The following is a 24401-nucleotide window of genomic DNA, read 5'->3' on the forward strand; positions in this document are numbered from 1 at the left end:
CGTGAAGGAGTGACTCAGGCGGGCGGGACGGGCAGCGGCGTGCTCTGGGCGGACAGGGCCAGCAGGACCGTGGCGGCCGTCCAGCCGAGGGGGGCGACGGAGGCGGTGCGGCCCTTGTCGTTGACCTTCTCGGCCAGGACGCCGAGCGAGGTCCGGTGGCCCGACAGCCAGTCGAGCCGGGAGACGGCCTCGTCGGCGCGGCCGCCCGAGACGGCCGAGAGCGCGAACAGGGCGACCTCGGGGGTCCAGGCCTGGGTGCGGTTGCCGCCCCAGTTCTCGCCGGGGAGAAGCCCGCCGTTGGAGACCGTCATGCGGTCGGCGGCGTTGGCGATGGCGGCGGTGACGGCCGGGTCCGCCGGGGCGAACGGAGGTGCGAGGAAGGTCACACTCGCGTCCATGTTGCCGCCGGGGAGGGGCGAGCGGGGATAGCCGTACCTGCCGTACTCGCGGGTGATCGCCGAGCTCAGGGTGGTCGCGGCGGTGTGGAAGCGCGCGGCCTTGTCCGGATGGGACGCCCTCGACAGGTCGGCGGCCGCCCGGAGCCCGAGCAGCAGCGGCCCCGAGACGCCGAGGGTCGGACGCCGCGGCTCCTGCTCGGTCGAGACGGACCGTTCGAAGTAGTCGGACGAGGCGGGCGGCAGGCCGTCGGGGCCGAGATGGCTCGCGATCCACTCGGCGCCCTTCTCGACCATCGGCAGGTAGGCCGTGGCGGCGGGGTCGTACCTGGCGACGAACCAGGCGGCCCAGAGCGTCCAGCCGATCTCGTCGAGCTGGACGGGACGGCCGTCGGTGGCGGGGGAGCCGTCGGGGCGGAAACGGCTGGCCCAGCGGCCGTCGGCGCCCTGCACCCGGGAGAGGAAGCCGAGGATCCGCCGGGCCTCGACCAGATGGCCGGTGGCGGCGAAGGCGGCGGCGTGGAAGGCGGCGTCACGCGGCCAGACGTAGTTCCACATGCCGTACCAGCTCGCCGTCGACGCGCCGGAGGGCGCGGTCAGCATCCGCAGGTCGAGCAGGGCGCGGGAGGCCATGTCGCGATGGTCGGCGGTGAGCCCGGGGATCAGCCCGTCCTCGAGCCAGCCGCGGTCGCCCCGCACCGCGGAGGCCACCCGCGGGTCGTTCTCGGAGATCTTGACCGGGTTGCTCGCGCCGTGCGGGATGACCAGGACGCGCCCGTCGGCGAGCCGGACCGCGGAGCTGCCGGGAATGTAAGAAGCGTCACGTGCGTCGAGGGTGCTGATGGGGGTCGAGACGAACGGCCAGCCACCGCCTCCGACCAGGCCGGGGGAGTCCCAGCGGGCCTGTCCGAGCCCGTCGGTGGAGGCGCACGTGGCCCCGACGGCCGCCACGGTGAGCAGAGCCGCGACAGGCCGCACCCAGCGTCGCACCACCGGCGTTTTCCCCCAACTTCCCCAGAACTTCCCTTAGTAGTACATCAAACGCAGGCAAACGTCCCTTCCGAGGTGCTCTACCCAGGGCTACTGATCAGTAAGCGACCCGCTGGCCAGCACACGGGCCGGGGGAGGCTAGGCTTTCTTGCCGGAGCGGACCGCCGTGACTACCGCACGTGCGGTCGATCACCCGTCGATCCGTTAAGGACGTCACCCTCGTGGACCTTTTCGAACATCAGGCGAAGGAACTCTTCGCCTCCTACGGCGTACCGGTGCCCACCGGCAAGGTCGCCACCACGCCCGCCGAAGCGCGGGCCATCGCCGAGGAGCTTTTCGCGGCGGGCAACAAGAAGGTCGTCATCAAGGCGCAGGTCAAGGCCGGCGGCCGCGGCAAGGCGGGCGGCGTCAAGCTCGCCGACGACGCCGCCGAGGCCGAGACCCTGGCCACCCAGATCCTGGGCATGGACATCAAGGGCCACACGGTCCACAAGGTCCTCGTCGAGGAGGGCTCGGCCATCAAGCAGGAGTTCTACTTCTCCTTCCTGCTGGACCGCGCGAACCGCACCTTCCTCACCATCGCCACCGTCGAGGGTGGTGTCGAGATCGAGGACGTGCCGCACGACCAGCTGGCCATGATCCCGATCAACGCCCTCGAGGGCGTCGACGCCGCGAAGGCCCGCGAGATCGCGGTCGCCGCGCGTCTGCCGGAGGTCGCCCTGGACGGCGCCACCGACATCATCGAGAAGCTGTGGAAGGTCTTCGTCTCCGAGGACGCCACGCTGGTCGAGGTCAACCCGCTGATCCTCAACGCCGCCGACGAGGTGCGCGCGCTCGACGGCAAGGTCTCGCTCGACGAGAACGCCGCCTTCCGCCAGCCGAAGCAGGCCGAGCTCGAGGACAAGGACGCGGCCGACCCGCTCGAGGCGGCGGCCAAGGCCAAGGACCTCAACTACGTCAAGCTCGACGGCACCGTCGGCATCATCGGCAACGGCGCGGGCCTGGTCATGTCGACCCTCGACGTCGTCGCCTACGCGGGTGAGGAGTTCGCCGGCTCGCCGAAGCCCGCCAACTTCCTCGACATCGGCGGCGGCGCGTCCGCCGAGGTCATGGCCGCCGGTCTGGAGATCATCCTCTCCGACCCGGCCGTGAAGTCGATCTTCGTGAACGTGTTCGGCGGCATCACCGCCTGTGACGCGGTCGCCAACGGCATCGTCTCCGCCTACGAGCTGCTCGGCTCGAAGGGCGAGAGCGTGGACCGCCCGCTGGTCGTCCGGCTCGACGGCAACAACGCCGAGCTCGGCCGCCAGATCCTCAACGACGCCGCTCTCCCGGGCGTCGAGCAGGTCGAAACCATGGACGACGCGGCCCGCCGCGCCGCCGAACTCGCCGCGGTAGGTGCGTAATGGCCATCTGGCTGACTGAAGACAGCAAGATCATCGTCCAGGGCATCACCGGCTCGGAGGGCTCGAAGCACGCCGCGCGCATGCTCCGCTCCGGCGCCAACGTGGTCGGCGGCGTCAACGCCCGCAAGGCCGGGACGACCATCACCCTCGAGGGCAAGGACCTGCCGGTCTACGGCACCGTGACGGAGGCCATCGAGGCCTCCGGCGCGGACGTGTCCGTCGTCTTCGTGCCGCCGAAGTTCACCAAGGACGCGGTCATCGAGGCGATCGACGCCGAGATCCCGCTCGCCGTGGTGATCACCGAGGGCGTGCCGGTGCACGACTCGACCTACTTCTGGGCGCACGCCGTCGCCAAGGGCAACAAGACCCGCATCATCGGTCCGAACTGCCCCGGCATCGCCTCTCCGGGCGCGTCGAACGCGGGCATCATCCCCGCCGACATCACCCCGAAGGGCCGGGTCGGCCTGGTCTCCAAGTCGGGCACCCTGACCTACCAGATGATGTTCGAGCTGCGCGACTTCGGCTTCTCGACCTGCGTCGGCATCGGTGGCGACCCCGTCATCGGCACCACGCACATCGATGCGCTCCAGGCGTTCCAGGACGACCCGGACACCGATGCCATCGTGATGATCGGTGAGATCGGCGGCGACGCCGAGGAGCGGGCCGCGGCCTACATCGAGCAGCACATCACCAAGCCGGTCGTCGGCTACGTCGCGGGCTTCACCGCCCCCGAGGGCAAGACCATGGGCCACGCCGGCGCCATCGTCTCCGGCTCCGCCGGTACCGCCCAGGCCAAGAAGGACGCCCTGGAGAAGGTCGGCGTCCGCGTCGGCAAGACCCCGTCCGAGACCGCGCGGCTCATGCGCGAGATCATGAAGAACCTCTAAGGATCTTCCCGGCTTCACCGCAGGGGGCCGCACCCGTCAGGGGTGCGGCCCCTCTGTCATTCCCCGCCCGCCGTCCAGGGGCGGAGCTTCGCGGGGTTGAGGACCGTCCAGATGCGGGTGATCCGCCCCCCGGTGACCTGGAAGGCGTAGACGGCCGCGACGGCGCCGTCCAGGCGGCCGATCAGGCCCGGACGGCCGTTGACGGTGCGTTCCTCCAGATCCAGGTCCGGCGCGGCGGAGGCCAGGCCGACCAGGAAGCGGGCGATCCGCTCGGCGCCCTCCACCGGCGGGGACACGGCGTTGACGAGGCCGCCCCCGTCGCCCGTCGCCGTCGCGTCCTCGTCGAGCAGGCCGATGAGAGCGGCGATGTCGCCCGCCTGCCAGGCCTCCTTGAACGCCCGGACGGTCGCGGCGTACCGGGCCGCGGGGACGGCCGGCTCCGGCTCGGGCGGCAGCCGGCGGCGGGCCGAGGAGGCGAGCTGACGGCAGGCCGCGGGGGAGCGGCCGACGATCTCGGCCACCTCGGCGAAGGGGTAGCGGAAGACGTCGTGCAGGACGAACGCGACGCGCTCGGCGGGCGTCATCGACTCCAGCATGACCAGGAAGGCCATCGTCACCGACTCGTCCAGGGTGACCCGGTCGGCGGGGTCGGCGGCGGGGCCGCCGGTCCAGGCGGCGCGGCCGGGCAGCGGCTCGGGGATCCACTCGCCCACGTAGCGCTCCCGCCGGGCCCGCGCGGAGCCGAGCTGGTCGAGGCAGAGCCGGCTGGCGACCGTCGTCAGCCAGGCGCCGGGGGAGACGATCTCGTCCCGCCGGGCGGGCGCCAGGGCGTACCAGCGGGCGTAGGCCTCCTGCACGACGTCCTCGGCGTCGGCGAGCGAGCCGAGCAGCCGGTAGGCGAGCCCGGTCAGCTGCCGTCGCTCTCCCATCACCGCGTCCTGCGGGGTCATGGCGTCTCCTTCTTCCCAGGCGACCTTCTCCCTTCCGACGGACCAGGGTGCCGGATGGTGAGGCCGCACGGACGCCTGACATTCCGGGCGGCCGCGTCGTCGGAGCTCACGTATCCGTCAACGTGTCACAGGAGGCGTCATGTCCCCGTTCACCGATCCCGCTTCCGAGCAGAGCCTGGAGCGGACCGCCCTGGCGCTGAAGGCCGGGGGTTTCGCCGTCGAGATCCTCGACGACGTCGCGGCGGCGCGGGCGCGCGTCCGTGAGCTGATCCCCGCCGGAGCCGCCGTGTTCTCCTCGGCGAGCGAGACACTGCGCCTGTCCGGCATCGAGGACGACATCAGCTCCTCGGGGCGCTACGACGCCGTCCGGCCGCGCGTCGTGGCGATGGACCGCGCCACCCGGGCCGACGAGATCCGGCGGCTGACGTCCTGCCCCGACGTCGTGATCGGCAGCGTGGCGGCCGTCACCGAGACCGGTTCCCTCGTCGCCGCCTCCGGCAGCGGGAGCCAGCTCCCCGCCTACTCCGGCGGCGCCGCCCGGGCCATCTGGCTCGTCGGCGCGCAGAAGATCGTCCCCGATCTCGCCACCGCCCTCCGCCGCGTCGAGGAGCACGCCCTTCCCCTGGAGAACGCCCGCGCCCTGGCCGTCTACGGCGTCCCCAGCGCCGTCAACCGGCTCCTCGTCCTCAACGCCGAACCCCGCCCCGGCCGGGCGACCGTCCTCCTGCTCAGGGAACCCGCCGGTTTCTGAGGGTGAGGTAAGGCGCGAACGCGACACGCCGGGCCAGGGGGGCGGCGGGGGGTCGGGGGTGGTGCCAGCATGGGCGGGTGAGTGACGCCAAGCAGCCCCCAGAGCCCCGTCGACTGCGCGTCGTGCGCGATGCCAGGGCGGCGGCGGTGCCGTCGCCGTGTCCGGCGGAGGGCGGGGACGTCCGGGGAGCCGCGGGCGGCGAGCCGAAGCCGGGGGAAGGGGCGGCGCGCAAGGGGTCGGGGGACGGCAGGCCCGTGCCGCGGCAGGGGCGTCCGGCGCAGGCCCGGGGCGGGACGGGCGACCGGGCCGGACGGGTGCCGCCCGAACGCGGCACGGGGCGGCCCCGTGCCGCCGGGCCGCGCCCCCAGGGATCGGGACGGCCCGCGCAGAAGCGGAAGCCGGCGCAGGGGAGACCGCCCGCGGCCAAGACCCCGGCGGACGGGGAGGCGCGGCGGGGCCTCGGCGGAGGGCCCGCGAGGCCGCTGGCCGTCACCGGGATGGTGGGGGCCGCGTGGTGTGTGGGGCTGGGGCTCGTCGTCCTGACGACCGTCACGCTCGTGGGGTGGATCGCCGCGCCGCGGACCGGGCTCGGGGAGGGGCTGCCGGGGGTGTTCCGGACGGCCGTCAACTTCTGGCTGGTCTCGCACCACGCCGGCTTCTCGGTGCCGAGCGGCCGGGTCGGCCTGCTGCCGCTGGGACTGATCCTGCTGCCCGGCGGGCTGCTGTACCGCAGCGGCGGATGGGTGATCCGGGCCGCCGAGTCGCGGTACCGGCAGCGGGTCGGGGTCGTGCAGGTGTCGCTGCTGCTGGCGGCGCCCTACGCGACGTTCGCGGTGATGCTGGCGCTGATCGCCCGGACGCCCGCGCTCCGGCCGTCGCCGGGCGAGGCGTTCGTGGCCTGCTTCTCGCTGGCGTTCGTGGCCGGAGGGCTCGGGGCGGCGCGGGCGCTGTCTGCCTCGCGCGGCAAGGTGCGGTCGGGGGTCGGGGCGCTGCTGCGGCTGCTGCCCGACCGGCCCCGGTCGGTCGTGATGGGACTCCTCGGGGCGATGGCCGTGCTCATCGCCTCGGGGGCGCTGCTGATCGGATCGTCGCTGGCGCTGCACCACCGGGAGGCGGGCGACGTCTACGCGCTGCTCGCGCCGGGCGCCGTCGGCGGTGCGCTGCTGATCCTCGTCGAGATCGCCTACCTGCCCAACGCGGTCATCTGGGGGATGGCGTTCGCCGTGGGACCGGGGTTCAGCGTGGGCGCGGGGACGAGCGTCTCGCCGACGGGGGTGTTCCTCGGCGCGCTGCCGTCGTTCCCGCCGCTCGCCGCGCTCCCGCAGCCGGGACCCGCGCCGCTGCTGTCGCTGCTGGCCCTGCTCGCGCCGTTCGCGGCGGGCGCCGTCGGCGGGACGCTCGTCGTGCGGGCCATGCCGAGCACCGTCCCGGAGGCGGCCCCCCTGTGGGGGTTCGTGTCGGGGGTGGCGACCGGTGGGGTGATGTTCGTGCTCGCGGCGCTGTCCGGCGGACCGCTGGGCGGCGGCAGGATGGCCACGATGGGGCCCTCGCCCTGGCAGATCGGGCTGCTGACCGCGCTGGAGGTCGGCCTCGCCGCCGCGTGCGCGGCCTGGATCGCCAACTGGTGGCTGCTGCGCGACCGGCCGGAGAGCGAACGGGCCGAGCGGCGGCGCCTCAAGCGCGAGGCGGCGGCCGCTCCGGCCGTCGAGGAGGAGCCGGAGCCCCCGGCTCCCGCACCGCGCAGGCCCCCGAACGCCGATCCGTTCGCGTTCGTGGAGTCCGAGCCGATCCTGCGACGCCGCGAGCCCTGATCAGAGCGTGACGTTCGCCACTCAGAAAAGGTCCTTGTGGTCGGTGAACGTGCCCTCGGGGACGTGCAGCTTCTTCTCCAGCTTCGGCAGCCAGATGTCCTTGCAGGCGTCCTCGTCGGTGTTCGTGTTCGCGGTGCTGGTGCACTTCTGGTAGCCGTTGATCTCCGACCAGAGGTACACCGCGCCGGTGCACATGATCGCGGAGATGACGGTCCCGATCACGCCGAACACGATGCCCGCGACCGCTCCCGGCACCTTGACGCCCGGCTTCCGCGCCCGGAGCCCGACGACCACCGCGATGATCCCCACCACGACGCCGAGGGGAAGCGGAACACAGAAGAGGGCCAGCAGAAGGGAGCCCAGGCCCAGCCAGAGGGCCTTCACCCCGGACCGGTCGACGGCCTGACGCTGATCGTTAACCACGGTTCTCCCTAACCCACATCCCTTTGGGGATGTCTCCAACAAAGCCGCTGTCTGAGGTACCTGCTTCGGAGGAATCGCCAAGGTGCCGATAAGCTGCGGACCGGCGGAAACATCCGCCGAAGATCCAGGGGAGGACCCTTGGATCGCCGTTTCTTCCTTCAGGGAGTCCTTCCGGTGTCCGCCCGGCTCGTCGTCCTCGTCTCCGGCGCGGGGACAAACCTACAGGCGCTGCTCGACGCATGCGCGGATCCAGCCTATGGTGCGCGGGTGGTGGCCGTGGGCGCGGACCGTCCCGGAATCGCCGGGTTGTCGCGGGCGGAGGCGGCGGGAATTCCGACGTTCGTCGTCCCGGTGCCCGATTTCGCCGACCGCGCGGCCTGGGACGCGGCGCTGACCGCGGCCACCGCCGAGCACGAGCCCGCCCTCGTGATCTCGGCCGGGTTCATGAAGATCCTCGGCCCGGAGTTCCTGGCCGCCTTCACGACCGTCAACACCCACCCCGCCCTGCTGCCCGCCTTCCCCGGCGCGCACGCGGTCAGGGACGCGCTGGCCTACGGCGTGAAGCTGACGGGCTGCACGGTCCACTTCGTGGACGCGGGCGTCGACACCGGGCCGATCATCGCGCAGGAGACGGTCCCCGTGCGCTGGCACGACGACGAGGAGACGCTCCATGAGCGGATCAAGGTCGTCGAGCGCCGTCTGTTCATCGACGTCATCGGGCGGCTCGCCCGCGACGGCTGGACCCGCCGCAGTGACCGGCATCTCTCCATGAAGTGCAAGAGCTGTAACGAGGAAGGAAGCTCCCGGTGAGCCGCATCGCCATCAAGCGCGCCCTGGTCAGTGTGTACGACAAGACCGGTCTGGAGGAGCTGGCCCGCGGCCTGCACGCCGCCGGGGTCGAGATCGTCTCGACGGGCTCGACCGCCTCGAGGATCGCCGAGGCCGGGGTCCCGGTGATGAAGGTCGAGAAGCTGACGGGCTTCCCCGAGTGCCTCGACGGCCGGGTGAAGACCCTGCACCCGAAGGTCCACGCGGGCATCCTCGCCGACCGCCGCCTCGACGACCACGTCCGGCAGCTCGCCGACCTCGACGTCGAGCCGTTCGACCTCGTGGTCGTCAACCTGTACCCCTTCACCGCGACCGTCGCCTCGGGGGCCGCCCCCGACGAGTGCGTCGAGCAGATCGACATCGGCGGGCCGACCATGGTCCGCGCCGCCGCGAAGAACCACCCGTCGGTGGCCGTCGTCGTGTCGCCCGCGGCCTACGGCGAGGTCCTGGCGGCCGTCGGTGAGGGCGGGTTCGACCTCGACGCCCGCCGCCGCCTGGCCGCCGCCGCGTTCTCTCACACCGCCTCCTACGACGTCGCCGTGGCCTCCTGGTTCGCCAGCGTCCACGCCCCCGACGCCGTCGCTCAGGAGACCGGCTGGCCGGACTTCACGGGCGTCACCCGGGAGCGCTCGGCGACCCTGCGGTACGGCGAGAACCCGCACCAGCGCGCGGCCCTCTACACCGACGCCTCCGGCGGCGGCCTCGCCGGAGCGCAGCAGCTCAACGGCAAGGAGATGTCGTACAACAACTACGTCGACACCGACGCCGCGCACCGCGCCGCCTACGACTTCGACGCCCCCGCCGTCGCGATCATCAAGCACGCCAACCCGTGCGGCATCGCGGTCGGCGCCACCATCGCCGAGGCGCACCTGAAGGCGCACGAGTGCGACCCGGTCTCGGCCTACGGCGGCGTGATCGCGGCCAACCGCGAGGTCACCGCCGACCTGGCCCGCCAGCTCGACGGCATCTTCACCGAGGTGATCGTCGCGCCGTCCTACGAGGCGGAGGCGCTGGAGATCCTCACCGCCAAGAAGAACCTGCGCGTCCTGGTCTGCGAGCCGCTGAAGCGCGAGCCGCGCGCCGAGACCAGGGCGATCAGCGGCGGGCTGCTGATCCAGAGCGCCGACGTCCTGGACGCCCCCGGCGACACCGCGTCCGGCTGGGAGCTCAAGACCGGCACCCCGGCGACCCCCGAGGTCCTGGCCGACCTCGAGTTCGCCTGGCGGGCCGTCCGCTCCGCCAAGTCCAACGCGATCCTGCTGGCCAAGAACGGCGCGTCCGTCGGGGTCGGCATGGGCCAGGTCAACCGGGTCGACTCCTGCAACCTGGCGGTCAGCCGGGCGGGCGAGCGCGCGGCCGGGTCCGTCGCCGCCTCGGACGCCTTCTTCCCCTTCCCCGACGGCCCGGAGATCCTGCTCGACGCGGGTGTCACGGCGATCGTCCAGCCGGGCGGATCCATCCGCGACGAGCTCATGATCGAGGCCGCGGAGAAGGCCGGAGTGACGGTCTACTTCACCGGTACCCGCCACTTCTTCCACTGAGAGAAGCGAACGCCCCTCCCGTGCGGGAGGGGCGTTTTCGCTGATCATGGGACGTTTCGCGGGCGCGGGTTGATACTCTCGCGAAGGTCGCCCCCGAAGGAGAAGCCCTCGTGCACTACATCATGGCCCTGTTCATGCTGGACACGCATCTGCTCACGCAGGGCCGGGACCTCGTGGGTCTCGCCGCCGCCGTCCTCGCCGCCGTCATGGCGGCCAACGCGAGCTGGATCCTCACCGACAAGGTCATGGCCCGCAGGGCCGCCGGTGAGGCGAGCGAGGACTAGGGCCTGTTTCAAAGCCACCTGCCCTACTGCGCGACGTCCAGGCACGCACCTCGGGGGCTTGTCGTCAGTCGCCGGCCACACCAGGCCGACTCCCTCCTCCGCACCCCCGAGGCACGCACCTGGACGCCGCTCGCCACGGGCGCCGACTTCGAAACAGACCCTAGGGGCTGTTTCAAAGTCAACTGCCCTACTGCGCGGCGCCCAGGCACGCACCTCGCGAGGTTGTCGTCGGTCGCCGACCCAACCAGGTCGACTCCCTCCTCCGCCCCCGCGAGGCACGCACCTGGACGCCGCTCGCCACGGGCGCCGACTTTGAAACAGCCCCTAGCGTCTAACGCAGCCTGGCCTTGAGGGCCTTCCGCGCGTCCGGCCACTCGGTGTCGATCATCGAGTACTGGTAGGTGTCGCGGAAGGTGCCGTCGTAGCGGATGCGGTGGTTGCGGACCACCCCCTCGAACGTCGCGCCCAGCCGGGCGATCGCGTTCTGGGAGCGGACGTTCCGCCCGTGCGTGTGCCAGGCGACCCTGATCGCGCCCAGCTCCTCGAACGCGCGGGTCAGCATCAGCAGCTTGGCCTCGGTGTTCAGGCCCGTGCGGTGCCACGGCGTCCCGATCCAGGTGTGCCCGATCGCCAGGCCGCGGTCCCTGGGCGACAGGTCGTAGAACGAGGTCGTCCCGGCGACCCGCCCGGTACGGGCGTCGATCTGGGCGAACGGGACGCGCTCCCCGCGCTCGTACTGGTCGAGCGCCTTCTGGATCAGGGCCCGGGTGCCGTCCAGGTCCCGTGGCTGCGGATCACCCAGCCAGGTCCAGACGTCCGGGTCCCCGCCGGCCTCGTGCAGCCCCTCGGCATGCTCCTGGGAAAGCGCCTCCAGCCGTACGTGACGGCCGGACATCATCGGTCGATCGAACCATTCCACCCAGCCGACCTTAGGGGTTCTGACCACCGGCCCCGTGGCTATATAGTTTTGCCTGCGCCCAGCGCGCAGGCCCCTTTAGCTCAGTCGGCAGAGCGTCTCCATGGTAAGGAGAAGGTCTACGGTTCGATTCCGTAAAGGGGCTCCACGAGCGGCCTCCGGGCCGCTTTCGTGCTTTCGGGGCCGGGCTGGAAGAATGGGCGGGCAATGACCCACCTTCCGGATGAGGGCAGCACGTGACGGCACAGATTCTCGACGGCAAGGCCACCGCGGCCGAGATCCGCTCCGACCTCAAGCAGCGGGTCGCCGCCCTGAAGGACCGCGGTGTCTCGGTGGGACTCGGCACCGTCCTGGTCGGCGACGACCCCGGCAGCCAGTCCTACGTCGCGATGAAGCACCGCGACTGCGCCGAGGTCGGGATCACCTCGATCCGCAAGGACCTTCCCGCCGACGCCACCCAGGAGCAGGTCGAGCAGGCCGTCGCCGAGCTCAACGCCGACCCCGGCTGCACCGGCTACATCGTCCAGCTTCCGCTGCCCCGGCACCTCGACGAGCAGCGCGTCCTGGAGCTCATCGACCCGGGCAAGGACGCCGACGGCCTCCACCCGATCAACCTCGGCCGTCTCGTCATGATGCAGCCGGGCCCGCTCCCGTGCACCCCGAAGGGGATCGTCGCGCTGCTGCGCCGCTACGACGTCCCGCTCGACGGCGCCGAGGTCGTGGTCGTCGGCCGCGGCCTGACGGTCGGCCGCCCGCTCGGCCTGCTCCTCACCCGCCGCTCGGAGAACTCGACCGTCACCCTCTGCCACACCGGCACCCGCGACCTGGTCCGCCACACCCGCCGCGCCGACATCATCGTCGCCGCCGCCGGCGTCCCCGGCCTCATCACCGCCGACATGGTCAAGCCCGGCGCCGCCGTCCTCGACGTCGGCGTCTCCCGCGTCGACGGCAAGCTCGCCGGCGACGTCTCCTTCGCGGTGACCGAGGTGGCCGCCTGGGTCGCCCCCAACCCCGGCGGCGTCGGCCCCATGACCCGCGCCATGCTCCTGTCCAACGTGGTGGAACGCGCCGAACTCATCTGACGCCGCCGGCTCACGGGGTGGCTTCGGCCACCCTGAGCCCGGCGAGGACCTGCTCCTGGAAGCGGTCGACCACCGCGTCGACGCTGCGGATGAACCCCGTCTCCTCGACGCCCCGCCGGGTCCCCATGCTCATCGGAAGCGTCAGCCGGAAGGCCGCGATCTCCTCGGCGCCGCCCTGCGCCAGCAGGCCGGGCTCCGCCCTCAGGTTCTTCAGCAGCTCACAGGGCCCGGTCGAGCCGCCCGGGGGCAGCGCCTCTATCCGGAGCTCGCCCGGCGCCCCGTCGAGCTGACGCAGCAGCCGGGTGACCCTGGTGAGCGTCCGGGCACGGTCGGGGGCGGGCACCACCGTGGTCGCCTCGATCTGCCCGGTCCGCAGATCCGCCTCGACGCCCAGCGGCCCGGCCGCGCCCGACGTCTTGATCTCCGCCGTCAGCCGTCCCGTCTCGACCAGCCCCGCGACGGTCCGCGCCCGCCGCTCGGCGGGATCGTCCCCGCGCTTCTTCCGGACGACGGGCGCGACCGGAAGCCCGCTTTCCCCGCCCAGCCGCAGGCAGAGCTGCCGGATCAGCTTCTCCCAGTTCTCCGCCACCTGGACGGCCCGCCTGTCGCCGGGCCGCAGAGTCCCCTCGGTGATCGAGTTGCGGATCGGCACCCAGGTGGCGCCCATGTTCTGGAAGCCCTGGCAGCCCGCGTTGTCCTGCTCCAGATAGTGCAGGAGCTCCCCGAGCAGCCAGGCGTGCGAGGGGTTGGCGGTCCCCTCGTGGTGGCAGAGCAGCCTGGCCTCGTGCGCCACCTCGGCCCACGACAGGTGCCGGAGCGCCACCTTCCTGGTCTTGCGCCGGTCGACGGTCACCGGATGGCCGCCGTCGAGCGCGAGATCGTTCGACAGGGTGATCACGCACTCGTAGGAGTTCCGGGAGGCGACCTCGAGGTAGGACTCGACCTGCTCGCGCTTCAGCGGGCTGCCGCCGGTCTTGGTCTCGACCAGGGCGGTCCAGATGCGTCCCGCACGGGAGACCCGGACGACGCCGTCCGGCCGGACGGTGCTCTCCCCGTGCTTGAACGACGCCTCGGCGAAGGTCTGCATGGTCCCGGCGGGCGCCCCGAACCGGGCCGTGATCCGCCGCCCGAACTCCGGCACCTGGGTCATGACGGCCAGCAGCGTCGACGTCGCCCTGACCTCACGCTCCTGGTCGTTGCGCAGCCCGGAGACCGAGAACAGCCGCGCCCCCTGCCAGCCCGCGTGATCGGCGAGATTCACCTTCGCCACGGGCAGCGTGTTCTTCTTCACGACCCGCCGCCCGGTCCGCACCCGCCCGGCAGCCGGTGCTTCGAGCGTCTTCGCGACGGGAGGCGCCGCAACGTCGGCCGCGGGTTCGGCGCGAACGGGTTCGGCGTGGACGGCCTCGGGCGCCGTCCGTGTGACGGTCCCGCCGTCCGCCGCCTCGGCGGCCACGGTCGAGGCCTCGGTGACCGCCTCAGCGCCGGCCTCGGCCTCCGCCTCGTCGTCCTGGACGTCGATGCCGAAGTCCCCCGCGAGCCCCGCGAGCCCGCTCGCGTACCCCTGCCCGACGGCCCGGAACTTCCACGCCCCGTCCCGCCGGTAGAGCTCCCCGAAGACGAACGCGGTCTCCTCACCGGCGTCGCCGATGTCGAAGGAGAGGAGCGGGTTCCCCGCGCTGTCGGCGAGCGTCAGCCGCAGGTCGTCCAGCTCCCCGAAGGTCGCCCCGCCGTACCGGCTGGCCGCGATCACGACGCCCGTGACGTCCGCGGGCAGGGCTTCGAGATCGACCTGGATCCCGTCCTCGCTGCCCCCGCCGGTCGGTGTCTTCCCCAGCAGCTGGACCGTCCCGTCCGCACTGCTCGGATGGTTGTAGAAGAAGAAGTCCCCGTCGCCGCGCGCCTTGCCGTCGGCCCCCTGGAGGAGCACCGACACGTCGGCCTCGCCCGCTCCGGTCGGATCGCTCCAGCCGAGCGTCAGCGTCACCGGCCCCTCGATGTCGCTCAGTGCCGCCAGCGCGACGTTCGCTCCCTTGACCAGTTGTTCCACGAAGACCCCATCTCGCGCCCGCGTCCAGTACACCGTGTGACAACGCTAGGCATATGCGTGACCGGTTCTTCTGGAAGTGGCCAACCTGAGATGTTCGGGGACGGGTGCACCCGGCCGCTGGGTGCAGGGCCGGGTGCGGTGGTGTGCCCGTTCCGGGCGAGAAGGGTTGGCTGTCCCCTGTGGGGCCTCCGTCAGCTGGCTCTTCTCGTTACCGGGGTTCTCTGGGTGTAGCCCGTCGCGGTGGCGGGGCGGCGGGGTTCGGGGGTGGACGGGACGGTGCGCTGTTGCTGCTGCGGCACGTGGACCGTCGGCAGCGGGCGGACCAGGCCCATGGCGATCACCTCGTTGGCGAGGCGGGTGCGGCGGTTCGCGCCCTCCGGGACGCGGAACTTCTGGTAGAGGCGGAGGAGGTGCTGCTTCACAGCGGCCTCCGTCACCACCAGATCGGTTGCGATCTCGCGTGCCGTCGCGGGGGCGACGAACGCCTCGTCGGAAAGTGCCGGGCGGCACAGGGACGTCAGGACGTCGATCTCTCGCCTGGTGAGCTCCGGCGCGACCGCGCGCTTCAGCTCGGTCTCCGGATCCACGTCTTCGCGGGGGATGCCCCCCAGGCGGCCCCGGGCTGACCCGAAGCTGACGACGTCCCCGTCTTCGAGGACTCGGCGGGCGATGGGACGCCCGTTGACCCTGGTCCCGTTGCGCGAAAGCCCCATGTCGACGATGTAGACGTATGGTCCACGACGTACCAGTTCGGCATGGAAGCGGGACACGCTCGGATCCTCCAGACGGATGTCCACCCCCTTTCCTCTGCCGACCGTCGTGACGTCGGGACGTAGCGGCACGACCATGCCGCTGTCCTCGATCCGTATGAACGGCCCCTCCACTGTGGTTCCTCCCACTCAGTTAGCGACCCCTGTCGTCGGGGTTACCCGGCGCGCACACCGCCACACCCACCTACTCGCGGGTAGAAATTGAGGTGGGAGGGAGTTTGACGTGGAACGGACCGGGCTCGCCGTAAACTTTCTTCGTGACCTCAGGTGACCGTCCAGGGCGGCTGGACCAGCAGAAGGGCCGGGGAGTCCGGCGTCGGCGCAGGACCGCTCCCGCCCCGAAAACCGGTGCTGTCCAGGGTTGGACAGCGCAGGCTCCCTACCTGGTCGTCCTCGTCGGCGTCCTGGTCGGCCTGATCGCCTGCTTCGGCAGCTTCAAGGTCGGCTCCTTCCTGATGGCGGCGTCCCTGATCTTCGGAGCGGTGGCCAGGGGAGTGATGGCCGAGAGCCGGGTGGGATTCCTCGCCACCCGCCGCCGCACGACCGACGTGATCGTCCTCGCGGTGCTGGGTCTGGGCATCGGATTCCTCGGCTGGGTCACTCACGCTACGTAAGTGAGTCCTTTGTCACTCGCCCTAAACAGGGGGGACAGGTCTAGACCGCTCCAGGGCCTCAGCTACGCTTCCCAGTTGAGCCTTACAAGGGTCACAGCCCGGTGCACGAAAGGGACAGCCACTAGCAATGCCCAAGATCAAAGTAGAGGCGCCCGTCGTCGAGCTCGACGGCGACGAGATGACGCGGATCATCTGGCAGTTCATCAAGGACCAGCTGATCCTTCCGTACCTGGACGTGGACCTTAAGTACTACGACCTCGGCATGGAACACCGCGACGCCACCGACGACCAGGTGACGATCGACGCGGCGAACGCGATCAAGCAGTACGGCGTGGGCGTCAAGTGCGCCACCATCACGCCGGACGAGGCCCGCGTCGAGGAGTTCGGCCTGAAGAAGATGTGGCGGTCCCCCAACGGGACGATCCGCAACATCCTCGGTGGTGTGATCTTCCGCGAGCCGATCATCATGCAGAACGTCCCGCGCCTGGTGCCGGGCTGGACGCAGCCGATCGTCGTCGGCCGTCACGCCTTCGGTGACCAGTACCGCGCGACCGACATCAAGGTCCCGGGCGAGGGCACGCTCACCCTGACCTACACCCCCAAGGACGGCTCGGCTCCGATGGAGCTCGACGTCTACGACTTCCCGGGTGCCGGCGTCGCCATGGCGATGTACAACCTGGACGAGTCCATCCGTGACTTCGCCCGCGCGTCGCTGCGCTACGGCCTCGACCGCAACTACCCGGTCTACCTGTCGACGAAGAACACGATCCTGAAGGCCTACGACGGCCGCTTCAAGGACATCTTCGCCGAGGTCTTCGAGACCGAGTTCAAGGCCGAGTTCGACGCCAACGGCCTCACCTACGAGCACCGCCTCATCGACGACATGGTCGCGGCGGCGCTCAAGTGGGAGGGCGGCTACGTCTGGGCCTGCAAGAACTACGACGGCGACGTCCAGTCCGACATCGTGGCCCAGGGCTTCGGCTCGCTCGGCCTGATGACGTCGGTCCTCATGACCCCCGACGGCCAGACCGTCGAGGCCGAGGCCGCGCACGGCACCGTCACCCGGCACTACCGCCAGCACCAGCAGGGCAAGGCCACCTCGACCAACCCGATCGCCTCGATCTACGCCTGGACCCGTGGCCTCGCCCACCGTGGCAAGCTCGACGGCACCCCCGAGGTCACCGGCTTCGCCGAGGCCCTCGAGGCCGTCTGCGTGGAGACCGTCGAGTCCGGTCAGATGACCAAGGACCTGGCGCTGCTCATCAGCAAGGACGCTCCCTGGCTGACCACGGAGGAGTTCCTCCACGCCCTGGATGTCAACCTGCAGAAGAAGATCTCTCTGTAAAGGTTGTGACCGGCGGTCACCACCGCCGACCCCGTGCACGCGGGGATGAAAGTGCCGCGCACCTCACCATGGGTGCGTGGCACTTCTCGTTGGGGGTCGCGATAGCCTGGCAGACGCAGTATCTCGATACCGAGAGATCCGCCCATCCCTGCCTGGAGAGTTCGTCATGACCCGCACTCCCGTCAATGTCACTGTCACCGGCGCCGCCGGTCAGATCGGGTACGCGCTGCTTTTCCGCATCGCGTCCGGCCAGCTGCTCGGCAAGGATGTGCCGGTCAAGCTGCGGCTCCTGGAGATTCCCCAGGCCGTGAAGGCCGCCGAGGGCACCGCGATGGAGCTCATCGACAGCGCGTTCCCGAACCTCGTGGCCGTCGACATCTTCGACAACCCGGCCGACGGTTTCGCCGGCGCGAACGTGGCCCTGCTCGTCGGCGCCCGTCCGCGGACCGCGGGCATGGAGCGCGGCGACCTGCTGTCGGCCAACGGCGGCATCTTCGGCCCGCAGGGCAAGGCGATCAACGACGGCGCGGCGGACGACATCCGCGTCCTGGTCGTCGGCAACCCGGCCAACACCAACGCCCTGATCGCGGCCTCCGCGGCTCCGGACGTCCCGGCCGAGCGGTTCACCGCGATGACCCGCCTCGACCACAACCGCGCCCTGGGCCAGCTCTCCCTGAAGACCGGCACCCCGGTCTCGGAGATCACCAAGGTGACGATCTGGGGCAACCACTCCGCCACCCAGTACCCCGACATCTTCCACGCGGAGATCGCCGGCAAGAACGCCGCCGAGGTCATCAACGACGAGGCGTGGCTCGCGAACGACTTCATCCCGACCGTCGCCAAGCGCGGTGCGGCGATCATCGAGGCCAGGGGCGCGTCCTCGGCCGCCTCCGCCGCCTCCGCCGCGATCGACCACGTCCACTCGTGGGTCAACGGCACCCCCGAGGGCGACTGGGTCTCGGCGGCCATCCCCTCCGACGGCTCCTACGGCGTTCCCGAGGGCATCATCTCCTCTTTCCCCGTCACCTCGAAGGACGGCAAGTGGGAGATCGTCCAGGGTCTGGAGATCAACGACTTCTCCCGCACCCGCATCGACGCCTCGGTCGCCGAGCTGATCGAGGAGCGCGACGCGGTCAAGGCCCTCGGCCTCATCTGATCTTGTAATTCGTGAAAAGGCTCCGTGAGCTCCTGCTCCCGGGGCCTTTCGCTTGTTTCGCTGGCCGGGTTCGGACAGGTACGGACGGTCCTCGGTGTGATGAGTGGTTATCACCGCATTTATGATTTCGGCCATGCCTGAAGGTCCGGATGTCACCGCGCACCGTCTGGTGGAGCGTTACCAGCTGCTCAGCGTCCTCGGCAGCGGCGGGATGGGTACGGTCTGGCGGGCCAGGGACGAGACCCTGGGCCGCGAGGTCGCGATCAAGGAGCTGACGCTCTCTCCCGAGCTCGACGCCGGCGGGCGGGCCGAGGCCTGCGCCCGTGCCGTCCGGGAGGCGCAGGCCGCCGCCCAGCTCCGGCATCCGGGGATCGTGGTCGTCCACGACGCGTTCATCGACGACGACCGGCCGTGGATCGTCATGCAGCTCCTCCAGGGGCAGACCCTCGACGTGGTCCTCAAGTCGCAGGGCCCGATCAGCGTGCCGTTCGCCGCGGAGATCGGCCTCCAGGTGGTCAAGGCGCTGATCGCCGCGCACACGGTCGGCATCCTGCACCGCGACATCAAGCCGGGCAACATCTTCCTGACCGCCGACGGCAGGGCCGTCCTCACCGACTTCGGCATCGCGACCGTCGAGGGCCAGGCGACGATCACCCGGTCGGGGATGCTGGTCGGCTCGCCCGGCCACATCGCGCCGGAGCGGCTGCGCGGCGAGAGCGGCGGTCCCCAGTCGGACCTGTGGTCGCTGGCCGCGACCCTCTACCGTGCCGTCGAGGGGATCTCGGCCTACCCGGGCGACGATCACATCGTGGTGCTGACCAAGGTCCTCACCCAGGATCCGCGCCCGCCGTCCGCCGCGGGCGAGCTGGCTCCGCTGCTGCTCCACATGCTCGCGAAGGATCCGCGCGTCCGCCCCGACCCGGTGATCGTCGAGGGGGTGCTGGCCAGGGTCGCCCAGGGCGGCGCCTCCGGGGTGATCCCGCTGCCCCCTGCCCCGCCCGCCGCCGCTGCCCCCGAGGGCCGGACGACCGTCGACGTGAACTGGCGTCCGCCCCGGAAGCCCTCCAGGCTCCTCGCCCCCGCCCTGGCGGGGGGCGTCCTGCTCCTGGCCCTCGCCGCCGTCGCGGTGGTCGTGACCGACGGGGAGCCGGAGACGAAGCCCCCGGCCGTGGCCAAGTCCTCGGCGCCGGTCACGAGCGCCCCCGCGACGGCCTCGGCCGCGCCCGCGGGGAAGTTCACCGGCCCCATCGACTTCTGCACCGTGATGACCTCCGCCCAGGCCCGGCAGATCATCAAGAACTTCAAGGGCGAGGGCAAGGCGAGCGGCAGCCAGGAACCGAGCTGCGCGTGGGACGCCCCCGGCGCGGGCGTCGAGATCGGCCTTCAGGGCGGCTCCCTCGACGACGACCCGTACGCGATGACCCCCGAGGACGCCCACGACCGGTTCCACTCCCGCTTCCAGTCCGCGCTGAAGGGCAGTGACAAGGTCATCTGGCACTACGGGGACATCGGGGGCGAGAGCATCACCTCCGGCATCGAGACCAAGGCCGAGCAGCTCACCGGCATCGGCGACGAGGCCTACGTGACCGACACCCTGGGCCGCCTCGACGCCCAGAAGACCGAGGTGGTGTTCCGGGTCAGCAACGTCGTCATCGAGGTCACCCACGCCGACGTGTCACGGAAGACCGGCGGGAAGCAGATCCGCGCGAACGCGATCCAGTTCGCCCGCTGGGCGGCCGAGAACCTGAAGGCGCGCTCATGAGCGCGCCGTCGCCGTTGGCCGGCCACTACGCCCTGCTCCAGCCGCTCTCCGCCACCCTGCATCTGGCCCTCGACCAGCGCACGGGCGCCCAGGTCTTCGCCCGGGAGATCCCGCTTCCGCCCGAACTGGAGGAGGACGCCCGCCGCGATCTGACCGGCCGGATCGTGGCCGAGGCCGAGGTGGCCGGGCGGCTGCGGCATCCGTCGATCAACCGCGTCCTCGACGCCTTCGTGGACGGGGACCGGCCGTGGATCATCACGCTGCCGATCTCCGGCCGTCCGCTGGACGAGATGGTCGCCGGATTCGGCCCGCTCACGCCCGTCCAGGTGGCGGGGCTCGGGGTCGAGCTGGTGGGCGCGCTGCGGGCCGCGCACGCGCTGGGGATCCTGCACGGGGACATCGGGCCGTCGCGGATCTGGCTGACCCCCGACGGCCATGCGGTGCTGACCGGCTTCGGCGGGGGAGCCAGGGCCAGGTCGGGTGAGGCGGCCTCGGTCGGCACCCCCGGATTCACCGCCCCGGAGCGGCTCGACGGTTCGCGTCCGGCGCCCGCGGCCGATCTGTGGTCGCTGGCGGCGAGCCTGTACTTCGCGGCCGAGGGGGTTCCGGCGTTCGGCGGGGACGGGCCGCTGGCCGTGCTGAGCGCGGTCGTCGCGGGCACGCCCAGGCCGCCGGAGCGCTCGGCCGCGCTGGGCCCCGTTCTGGCCGGGCAGCTGGCCAAGGATCCGGCCGACCGTCCCGCGGATCTCCGCGACGCCCTGGAGCGGATCGCCGAGGCCGGCCCGGGGGATGACACGGCGGTCCGGGTGAAGCCGCTCGGCCTGCTCGCCGGGGCCCTCGGGCTCGCGGTCGCGGCCGCCTCGATCGCGGTGATCGCGACCGTCGGGCTGACCGAGCCGAAGAAGCCGCCGGCGGCACCCGTCGCGGCACCGGCGGCGGCCCCGGACGAGCCCGGCAAGTGGGCGGAGATGCCCCGGGCGTGCAGCCAGCTCACGGACACCCAGGTCACGGAGCTGGTGCCGAACGGGTCCAAGCAGCTCGGCGACACCTACGGCGGCGCGGATCCGAAGGCCACCTGTGTCCTGCACGCCAGTGACGCCGACCTCGACGTGCGGATCGAGTTCGTGCTGATGACCCCGGGCCCGATCGGCAACGGACCGGAGACGGCGCAGGAGTTCGTCACGGGCGAGCGGGCCGACGCCGAGGAGAGCGCCAAGTACGGTGCCGGTGGCGGGGACTCCCAGTCGCCGGTCCGCGAGGTCCCGGGCCTCGGCGACAAGGCGATCGCCTACGACGCCGTCCGGCTGGGCGACCACACGTCGGTCACGGTGTTCTCGGTCAGCAACCTCGCGGTGGTCGTGACCACGCGGAACGACCTGCTCAAGAAGGACGCCCCCGGCATCGAGGCGAAGGTCAAGGCGGCCAACGAGAAGGCCTCCTCCCTGGTCGCGGCGTCGCTGAACAGGCAGGGGTGAATCGGATGATCATGTTGTCGGGCCGGTACCGGCTCGTCCAGGCGCTCGATCCCGCCCAGACCCTCTGGCGGGCGCGCGACGAGGTGCTGCACCGTGACGTCACGGTCCGGCAGATCGAGGACTCGGCGCTCGACGCCGTCCGGGCGGCGACGGTGCTGCGGCATCCGGGCCTCGTCATCGTCCACGACGTCGTCGAGCAGGACGGCCGTTCGTGGGTCGTCACGGAGCTGACCGAGGGGCCCTCGCTGGCGACGTCGGGGCTGATGGACGAGCCGCAGGCCGTCGCGGTGGGGCTGGCTCTGCTGGACGCCCTGGTGAGCGCGCACGCGCTCGGGGTCGTCCATGGCGGGATCCAGCCGGACGGCGTCGTGTTCACCGCGGACGGCCAGGTGAAGCTCACCGGCTTCGGGATCACCCGGCCGCACGAGGCCTACACCCCGCCCGAGGCGGTGACCGTGCCCGCCTCGGACCTGTGGGCGCTGGCGGCGACCCTGTACACGGCCGTCGAGGGACGGGTCCCGTTCGCCGACCTCGGCGCGCTGCGGAACGGGCAGGTCACGCCCTCGCTGCGCGGTCGGCGGCTCGGCGCGGTGCTGGCCCCGCTCCTCGGCCCCGACCCCGCCGCCCGTCCGGACTCCGACCTCGTCCGCCGCGGGCTGCGCGACCTTCTTCCCGCCTCCCGGGACGGCCGTCTGCGGCTGAACCGGATCGCGGTCGCGCTGGGCGCCGCGGCGATCGTCGCGGTGGTCGTGCCCGCGGCCGTCTTCGCATCACTTCCCGGCGAACCGAAGAAGACCCCGGCGGCGCTTCCGGCGGCGAACGGCGGGCCCGCGCCCGGGCCGGTCGTGCCGCCCCGGTCGAAGGAGTTCGTGTCGATGCCGGACGCCTGCTCGCTGCTCACCGACGCCCAGGCCGAGACGCTCGTGCCCCGCCACGACAAGCCGAGCTCCTACCAGCCGGGCACCTGCAACTGGCGGTCGAAGGTCTCGTTGCGGCCGGACCTGCCCGGCTCCCTGTCCTTCGACCTGACGATCCGCATCGAGCTGGGCGGCGGCGAGGACGCCTTCGACCAGGCCAAGCGCTTCGGCGGCCTCGGCGGCGGGCCGGTCAGCGACCTCGCCGGGCTGGGGAACGAGGCGTTCCTCGGCAGCGGCCTGCGCGGCACGAGCGTGGTCTACCGGCTGGCCAACGTCGTCGTCACGGTCGAGTACGCCCGCCGGGGCGACCCGAACCCGAAGATGCGTCCCGTCGCCGAGCGCGGCGCCCGCTGGAGCGCGGAGGCGCTGAACCGTGTCTGATGTGCTGCTCGGGGGCCGTTACCGGCTCGAGGACCGGCTCGGTGGCGGCGGGATGGGCGACGTCTGGCGGGCCAGGGACGAGTTCCTGCACCGCGGCGTGGCCGTGAAGGAGGTCAGGCTGCCCGCGGGGCTCACCCCGCAGCAGCGGGCCGAGTTCTGCGAGCGGATGATGCGGGAGGCCCGGGCCGCCGCGGCGCTGGCCCATCCGTCGATCATCACCGTCCACGACGTGCTCAGCCAGGACGACCGCCCGTGGATCGTGATGGACCTGATCAACGGCTCCTCGCTGGAGCAGGTGCGGGTCGAGCGCGGTCCGATGCCGCCCAAGCAGGTCGCCGAGATCGGCGTCCAGCTCCTGGACGCCCTCGCCCTGGCGCACCGCAGGGGGATCCTCCACCGGGACGTGAAACCGGCGAACGTCCTGCTGACGGCCTCGGGCCAGGCGATCCTCACCGACTTCGGCATCGCGACGATCGCGGGCGACGAGCGGCTGACCCTGACCCACGGGCTGATCGGCTCCCCCGGCTACATGGCCCCCGAACGCCTCCAGCAGGGCAGCGCCGTCGGGCCCTCCTCCGACCTCTGGTCCCTCGCGGCGACCCTGTACGCGGCCGTCGAGGGACGCTCGCCCTTCGCCCGGCCGAACGCGATGGCCATGCTCGGCGCCGTTCTCACCGAGGACGCCCCGGTGCCGGTGAACGCGGGCCCGCTGGGCGGCGTGCTGCTGGCGATGCTCGCCCGCGACCCGGCCCGGCGGCCGGACCCCCGGCTCGTCCGGCAGACGTTCCAGGCAGTGGCGGGCGACGGCACCCCCGCTCCCGCCGTCCTGCCGCCGCTGCCGGGGCGGATGCCGCCGCACCAGGGCGTCCCCACGATCCCCAGCGCGCCGCCGCGCGGTCCCGGACGGCTGCTCGCCGTGCTGGCCGCGGGCCTGCTCGCCACGTGCCTGGCCGCCGGCGCGCTCCTGTTCAAGGACGACCTCTTCGGCGGAGGGCCCAGCTCGGCGGCGACCACACCGCCGCCGGGCTCGCAGGACCCGGGCACCGCGCCCTCCACCGCCCCGGTCGCCTCGGCCGCCCAGGCCCCCGATCCGTGCGGCCTGCTCAGCGCCGCCGAGGCCGCCCGGCTGACGGGCACCGACGCGGGTTCGGCGCGGCCGGGCCTGTGCACCTGGGGCAATGTCGAGATCAAGGTCCGCTTCTTCCCCGACAAGTCCGGGAAGCCCGGCAGCGACCAGGCGAAGGACGCCTACGCCCTCTACCGCCGCCAGGCCGTCAACGACGCCGGGACCTCCAGCGACCCCGTCTACGTGGAGACCACGACCCCGGTGAAGGACCTCCCCGGCGCCGGCGACGCGGCCTTCGTCCAGGAGAAGGTGGGCAAGGGCTCCTTCGCCAGCGCGACCTCCCTCGCCACCCTCTACGCGGGCCGGACGCTCCTCCAGATCACCTATCGGGTCAGCGACGGAAGCGTCGTCACCCCGGCCCAGCGCGAGGCGACGAAGAACATCGCGATCACCGCGGCCGGCCACCTCCCGCAGAACTGAGACACGCCCTAGGAGGGCGGCCGGTCAGGGGATGGCCAACAAGCGGGTCTCGGGCGTGTCGCGACCAAATGATCACTAGGGGTGATCGTAGCCTTCGGGATGTACACGCTCACCGACAACC

At 71.9% G+C, this 24401-nt stretch carries 21 protein-coding genes and 1 tRNA gene; 16 read left to right on the plus strand and 6 right to left on the minus strand.

Annotated features, from left to right (window positions below):
• Positions 1-14: 14 nt before the first annotated feature.
• The gene (locus ABD785_RS28135; RefSeq protein ID WP_344834170.1) at positions 15-1388 is read right to left on the minus strand and encodes a glycoside hydrolase family 15 protein; all 1374 of its coding nucleotides are present in this window, start codon (positions 1386-1388) and stop codon (positions 15-17) included.
• A 218-nt stretch (positions 1389-1606) separates the two neighbouring features.
• On the opposite strand from ABD785_RS28135, the gene sucC reads away from it, so the two are divergent.
• Together sucC and sucD are read left to right on the plus strand one after the other, a co-directional pair.
• Positions 1607-2791: an ADP-forming succinate--CoA ligase subunit beta gene (sucC, locus tag ABD785_RS28140; RefSeq protein ID WP_344834173.1), complete on the plus strand. Its 1185-nt coding sequence runs from the start codon at positions 1607-1609 to the stop codon at positions 2789-2791.
• Complete coding sequence (sucD, locus tag ABD785_RS28145; RefSeq protein WP_344834176.1) at positions 2791-3678, plus strand: succinate--CoA ligase subunit alpha; 888 nt, start codon at positions 2791-2793, stop codon at positions 3676-3678. Before sucC ends, sucD begins: the two co-directional genes overlap by 1 nt.
• A 56-nt stretch (positions 3679-3734) precedes the next feature.
• Here the strand turns inward: sucD and sigJ are convergent, their stop codons facing one another.
• Positions 3735-4628, minus strand: a complete 894-nt coding sequence (gene sigJ, locus ABD785_RS28150; RefSeq protein ID WP_344834179.1) for an RNA polymerase sigma factor SigJ — start codon at positions 4626-4628, stop codon at positions 3735-3737.
• A gap of 139 nt (positions 4629-4767) precedes the next feature.
• Here sigJ and ABD785_RS28155 point away from each other — a divergent pair, with 139 nt between their 5' ends.
• Positions 4768-5379 (plus strand): LUD domain-containing protein, encoded by a 612-nt coding sequence (locus tag ABD785_RS28155; RefSeq protein WP_344834181.1) that lies wholly within the window; start codon positions 4768-4770, stop codon positions 5377-5379.
• Between the two features lie 122 nt (positions 5380-5501).
• Positions 5502-7190, plus strand: a complete 1689-nt coding sequence (locus ABD785_RS28160; protein ID WP_344834184.1) for a cell division protein PerM — start codon at positions 5502-5504, stop codon at positions 7188-7190.
• A 21-nt stretch (positions 7191-7211) separates the two neighbouring features.
• Here ABD785_RS28160 and ABD785_RS28165 read toward each other — a convergent pair whose 3' ends face one another.
• Entirely contained in the window at positions 7212-7613 is a 402-nt protein-coding gene (locus ABD785_RS28165; RefSeq protein ID WP_344834187.1) for a hypothetical protein, read from the minus strand.
• A gap of 174 nt (positions 7614-7787) precedes the next feature.
• Between ABD785_RS28165 and purN the strand changes: the two genes are divergently transcribed.
• The 3 genes from purN (at position 7788) to ABD785_RS28180 (ending at position 10266) form a co-directional block, all read left to right on the plus strand.
• The gene (gene purN / locus ABD785_RS28170; protein ID WP_344834190.1) at positions 7788-8423 is read left to right on the plus strand and encodes a phosphoribosylglycinamide formyltransferase; all 636 of its coding nucleotides are present in this window, start codon (positions 7788-7790) and stop codon (positions 8421-8423) included.
• Complete coding sequence (gene purH / locus ABD785_RS28175) at positions 8420-9982, plus strand: bifunctional phosphoribosylaminoimidazolecarboxamide formyltransferase/IMP cyclohydrolase (protein WP_344834193.1); 1563 nt, start codon at positions 8420-8422, stop codon at positions 9980-9982. The genes purN and purH overlap by 4 nt, the downstream gene beginning before the upstream one ends.
• Positions 9983-10092: 110 nt before the next feature.
• Positions 10093-10266 (plus strand): hypothetical protein, encoded by a 174-nt coding sequence (locus ABD785_RS28180; protein ID WP_344834196.1) that lies wholly within the window; start codon positions 10093-10095, stop codon positions 10264-10266.
• Positions 10267-10597: 331 nt separating this feature from the next.
• Here ABD785_RS28180 and ABD785_RS28185 read toward each other — a convergent pair whose 3' ends face one another.
• Positions 10598-11185, minus strand: coding sequence for a GNAT family N-acetyltransferase (locus ABD785_RS28185; RefSeq protein WP_344834199.1), 588 nt, complete (start codon positions 11183-11185; stop codon positions 10598-10600).
• Positions 11186-11254: 69 nt separating this feature from the next.
• On the opposite strand from ABD785_RS28185, the gene ABD785_RS28190 reads away from it, so the two are divergent.
• Both ABD785_RS28190 and ABD785_RS28195 read left to right on the plus strand, forming a co-directional pair.
• Positions 11255-11330: transfer RNA gene (locus ABD785_RS28190), tRNA-Thr, on the plus strand.
• A gap of 88 nt (positions 11331-11418) precedes the next feature.
• Entirely contained in the window at positions 11419-12264 is an 846-nt protein-coding gene (locus ABD785_RS28195; protein WP_344834202.1) for a bifunctional methylenetetrahydrofolate dehydrogenase/methenyltetrahydrofolate cyclohydrolase, read from the plus strand.
• A 10-nt stretch (positions 12265-12274) separates the two neighbouring features.
• On the opposite strand, the gene ABD785_RS28200 is transcribed toward ABD785_RS28195, so the two are convergent.
• Both ABD785_RS28200 and ABD785_RS28205 read right to left on the minus strand, forming a co-directional pair.
• Complete coding sequence (locus tag ABD785_RS28200) at positions 12275-14314, minus strand: TerD family protein (protein ID WP_344834205.1); 2040 nt, start codon at positions 14312-14314, stop codon at positions 12275-12277.
• A gap of 191 nt (positions 14315-14505) precedes the next feature.
• The gene (locus ABD785_RS28205) at positions 14506-15198 is read right to left on the minus strand and encodes an FHA domain-containing protein (protein WP_344834208.1); all 693 of its coding nucleotides are present in this window, start codon (positions 15196-15198) and stop codon (positions 14506-14508) included.
• Positions 15199-15341: 143 nt separating this feature from the next.
• Here ABD785_RS28205 and ABD785_RS28210 point away from each other — a divergent pair, with 143 nt between their 5' ends.
• The 7 genes from ABD785_RS28210 (at position 15342) to ABD785_RS28240 (ending at position 24280) form a co-directional block, all read left to right on the plus strand.
• Positions 15342-15698: a DUF3017 domain-containing protein gene (locus tag ABD785_RS28210; protein WP_344834210.1), complete on the plus strand. Its 357-nt coding sequence runs from the start codon at positions 15342-15344 to the stop codon at positions 15696-15698.
• 127 nt (positions 15699-15825) lie between these two features.
• On the plus strand, positions 15826-17043 hold the full coding sequence (locus ABD785_RS28215; protein WP_344834213.1) for an NADP-dependent isocitrate dehydrogenase: 1218 nt from the start codon (positions 15826-15828) through the stop codon (positions 17041-17043).
• A gap of 166 nt (positions 17044-17209) precedes the next feature.
• Positions 17210-18199, plus strand: a complete 990-nt coding sequence (locus tag ABD785_RS28220) for a malate dehydrogenase (RefSeq protein ID WP_344834215.1) — start codon at positions 17210-17212, stop codon at positions 18197-18199.
• Between the two features lie 133 nt (positions 18200-18332).
• The gene (locus ABD785_RS28225; protein ID WP_344834218.1) at positions 18333-19961 is read left to right on the plus strand and encodes a serine/threonine-protein kinase; all 1629 of its coding nucleotides are present in this window, start codon (positions 18333-18335) and stop codon (positions 19959-19961) included.
• Positions 19958-21436, plus strand: a complete 1479-nt coding sequence (locus tag ABD785_RS28230) for a serine/threonine-protein kinase (protein WP_344834221.1) — start codon at positions 19958-19960, stop codon at positions 21434-21436. Before ABD785_RS28225 ends, ABD785_RS28230 begins: the two co-directional genes overlap by 4 nt.
• 5 nt (positions 21437-21441) lie before the next feature.
• Positions 21442-22734, plus strand: coding sequence for a protein kinase domain-containing protein (locus tag ABD785_RS28235; RefSeq protein ID WP_344834224.1), 1293 nt, complete (start codon positions 21442-21444; stop codon positions 22732-22734).
• Positions 22727-24280 (plus strand): serine/threonine-protein kinase, encoded by a 1554-nt coding sequence (locus tag ABD785_RS28240; RefSeq protein ID WP_344834226.1) that lies wholly within the window; start codon positions 22727-22729, stop codon positions 24278-24280. Before ABD785_RS28235 ends, ABD785_RS28240 begins: the two co-directional genes overlap by 8 nt.
• Positions 24281-24401 lie beyond the last annotated feature (121 nt).

Source organism: Actinocorallia longicatena (genome assembly GCF_039534125.1).
In the GTDB taxonomy this organism is placed as follows: domain Bacteria; phylum Actinomycetota; class Actinomycetes; order Streptosporangiales; family Streptosporangiaceae; genus Actinocorallia; species Actinocorallia longicatena.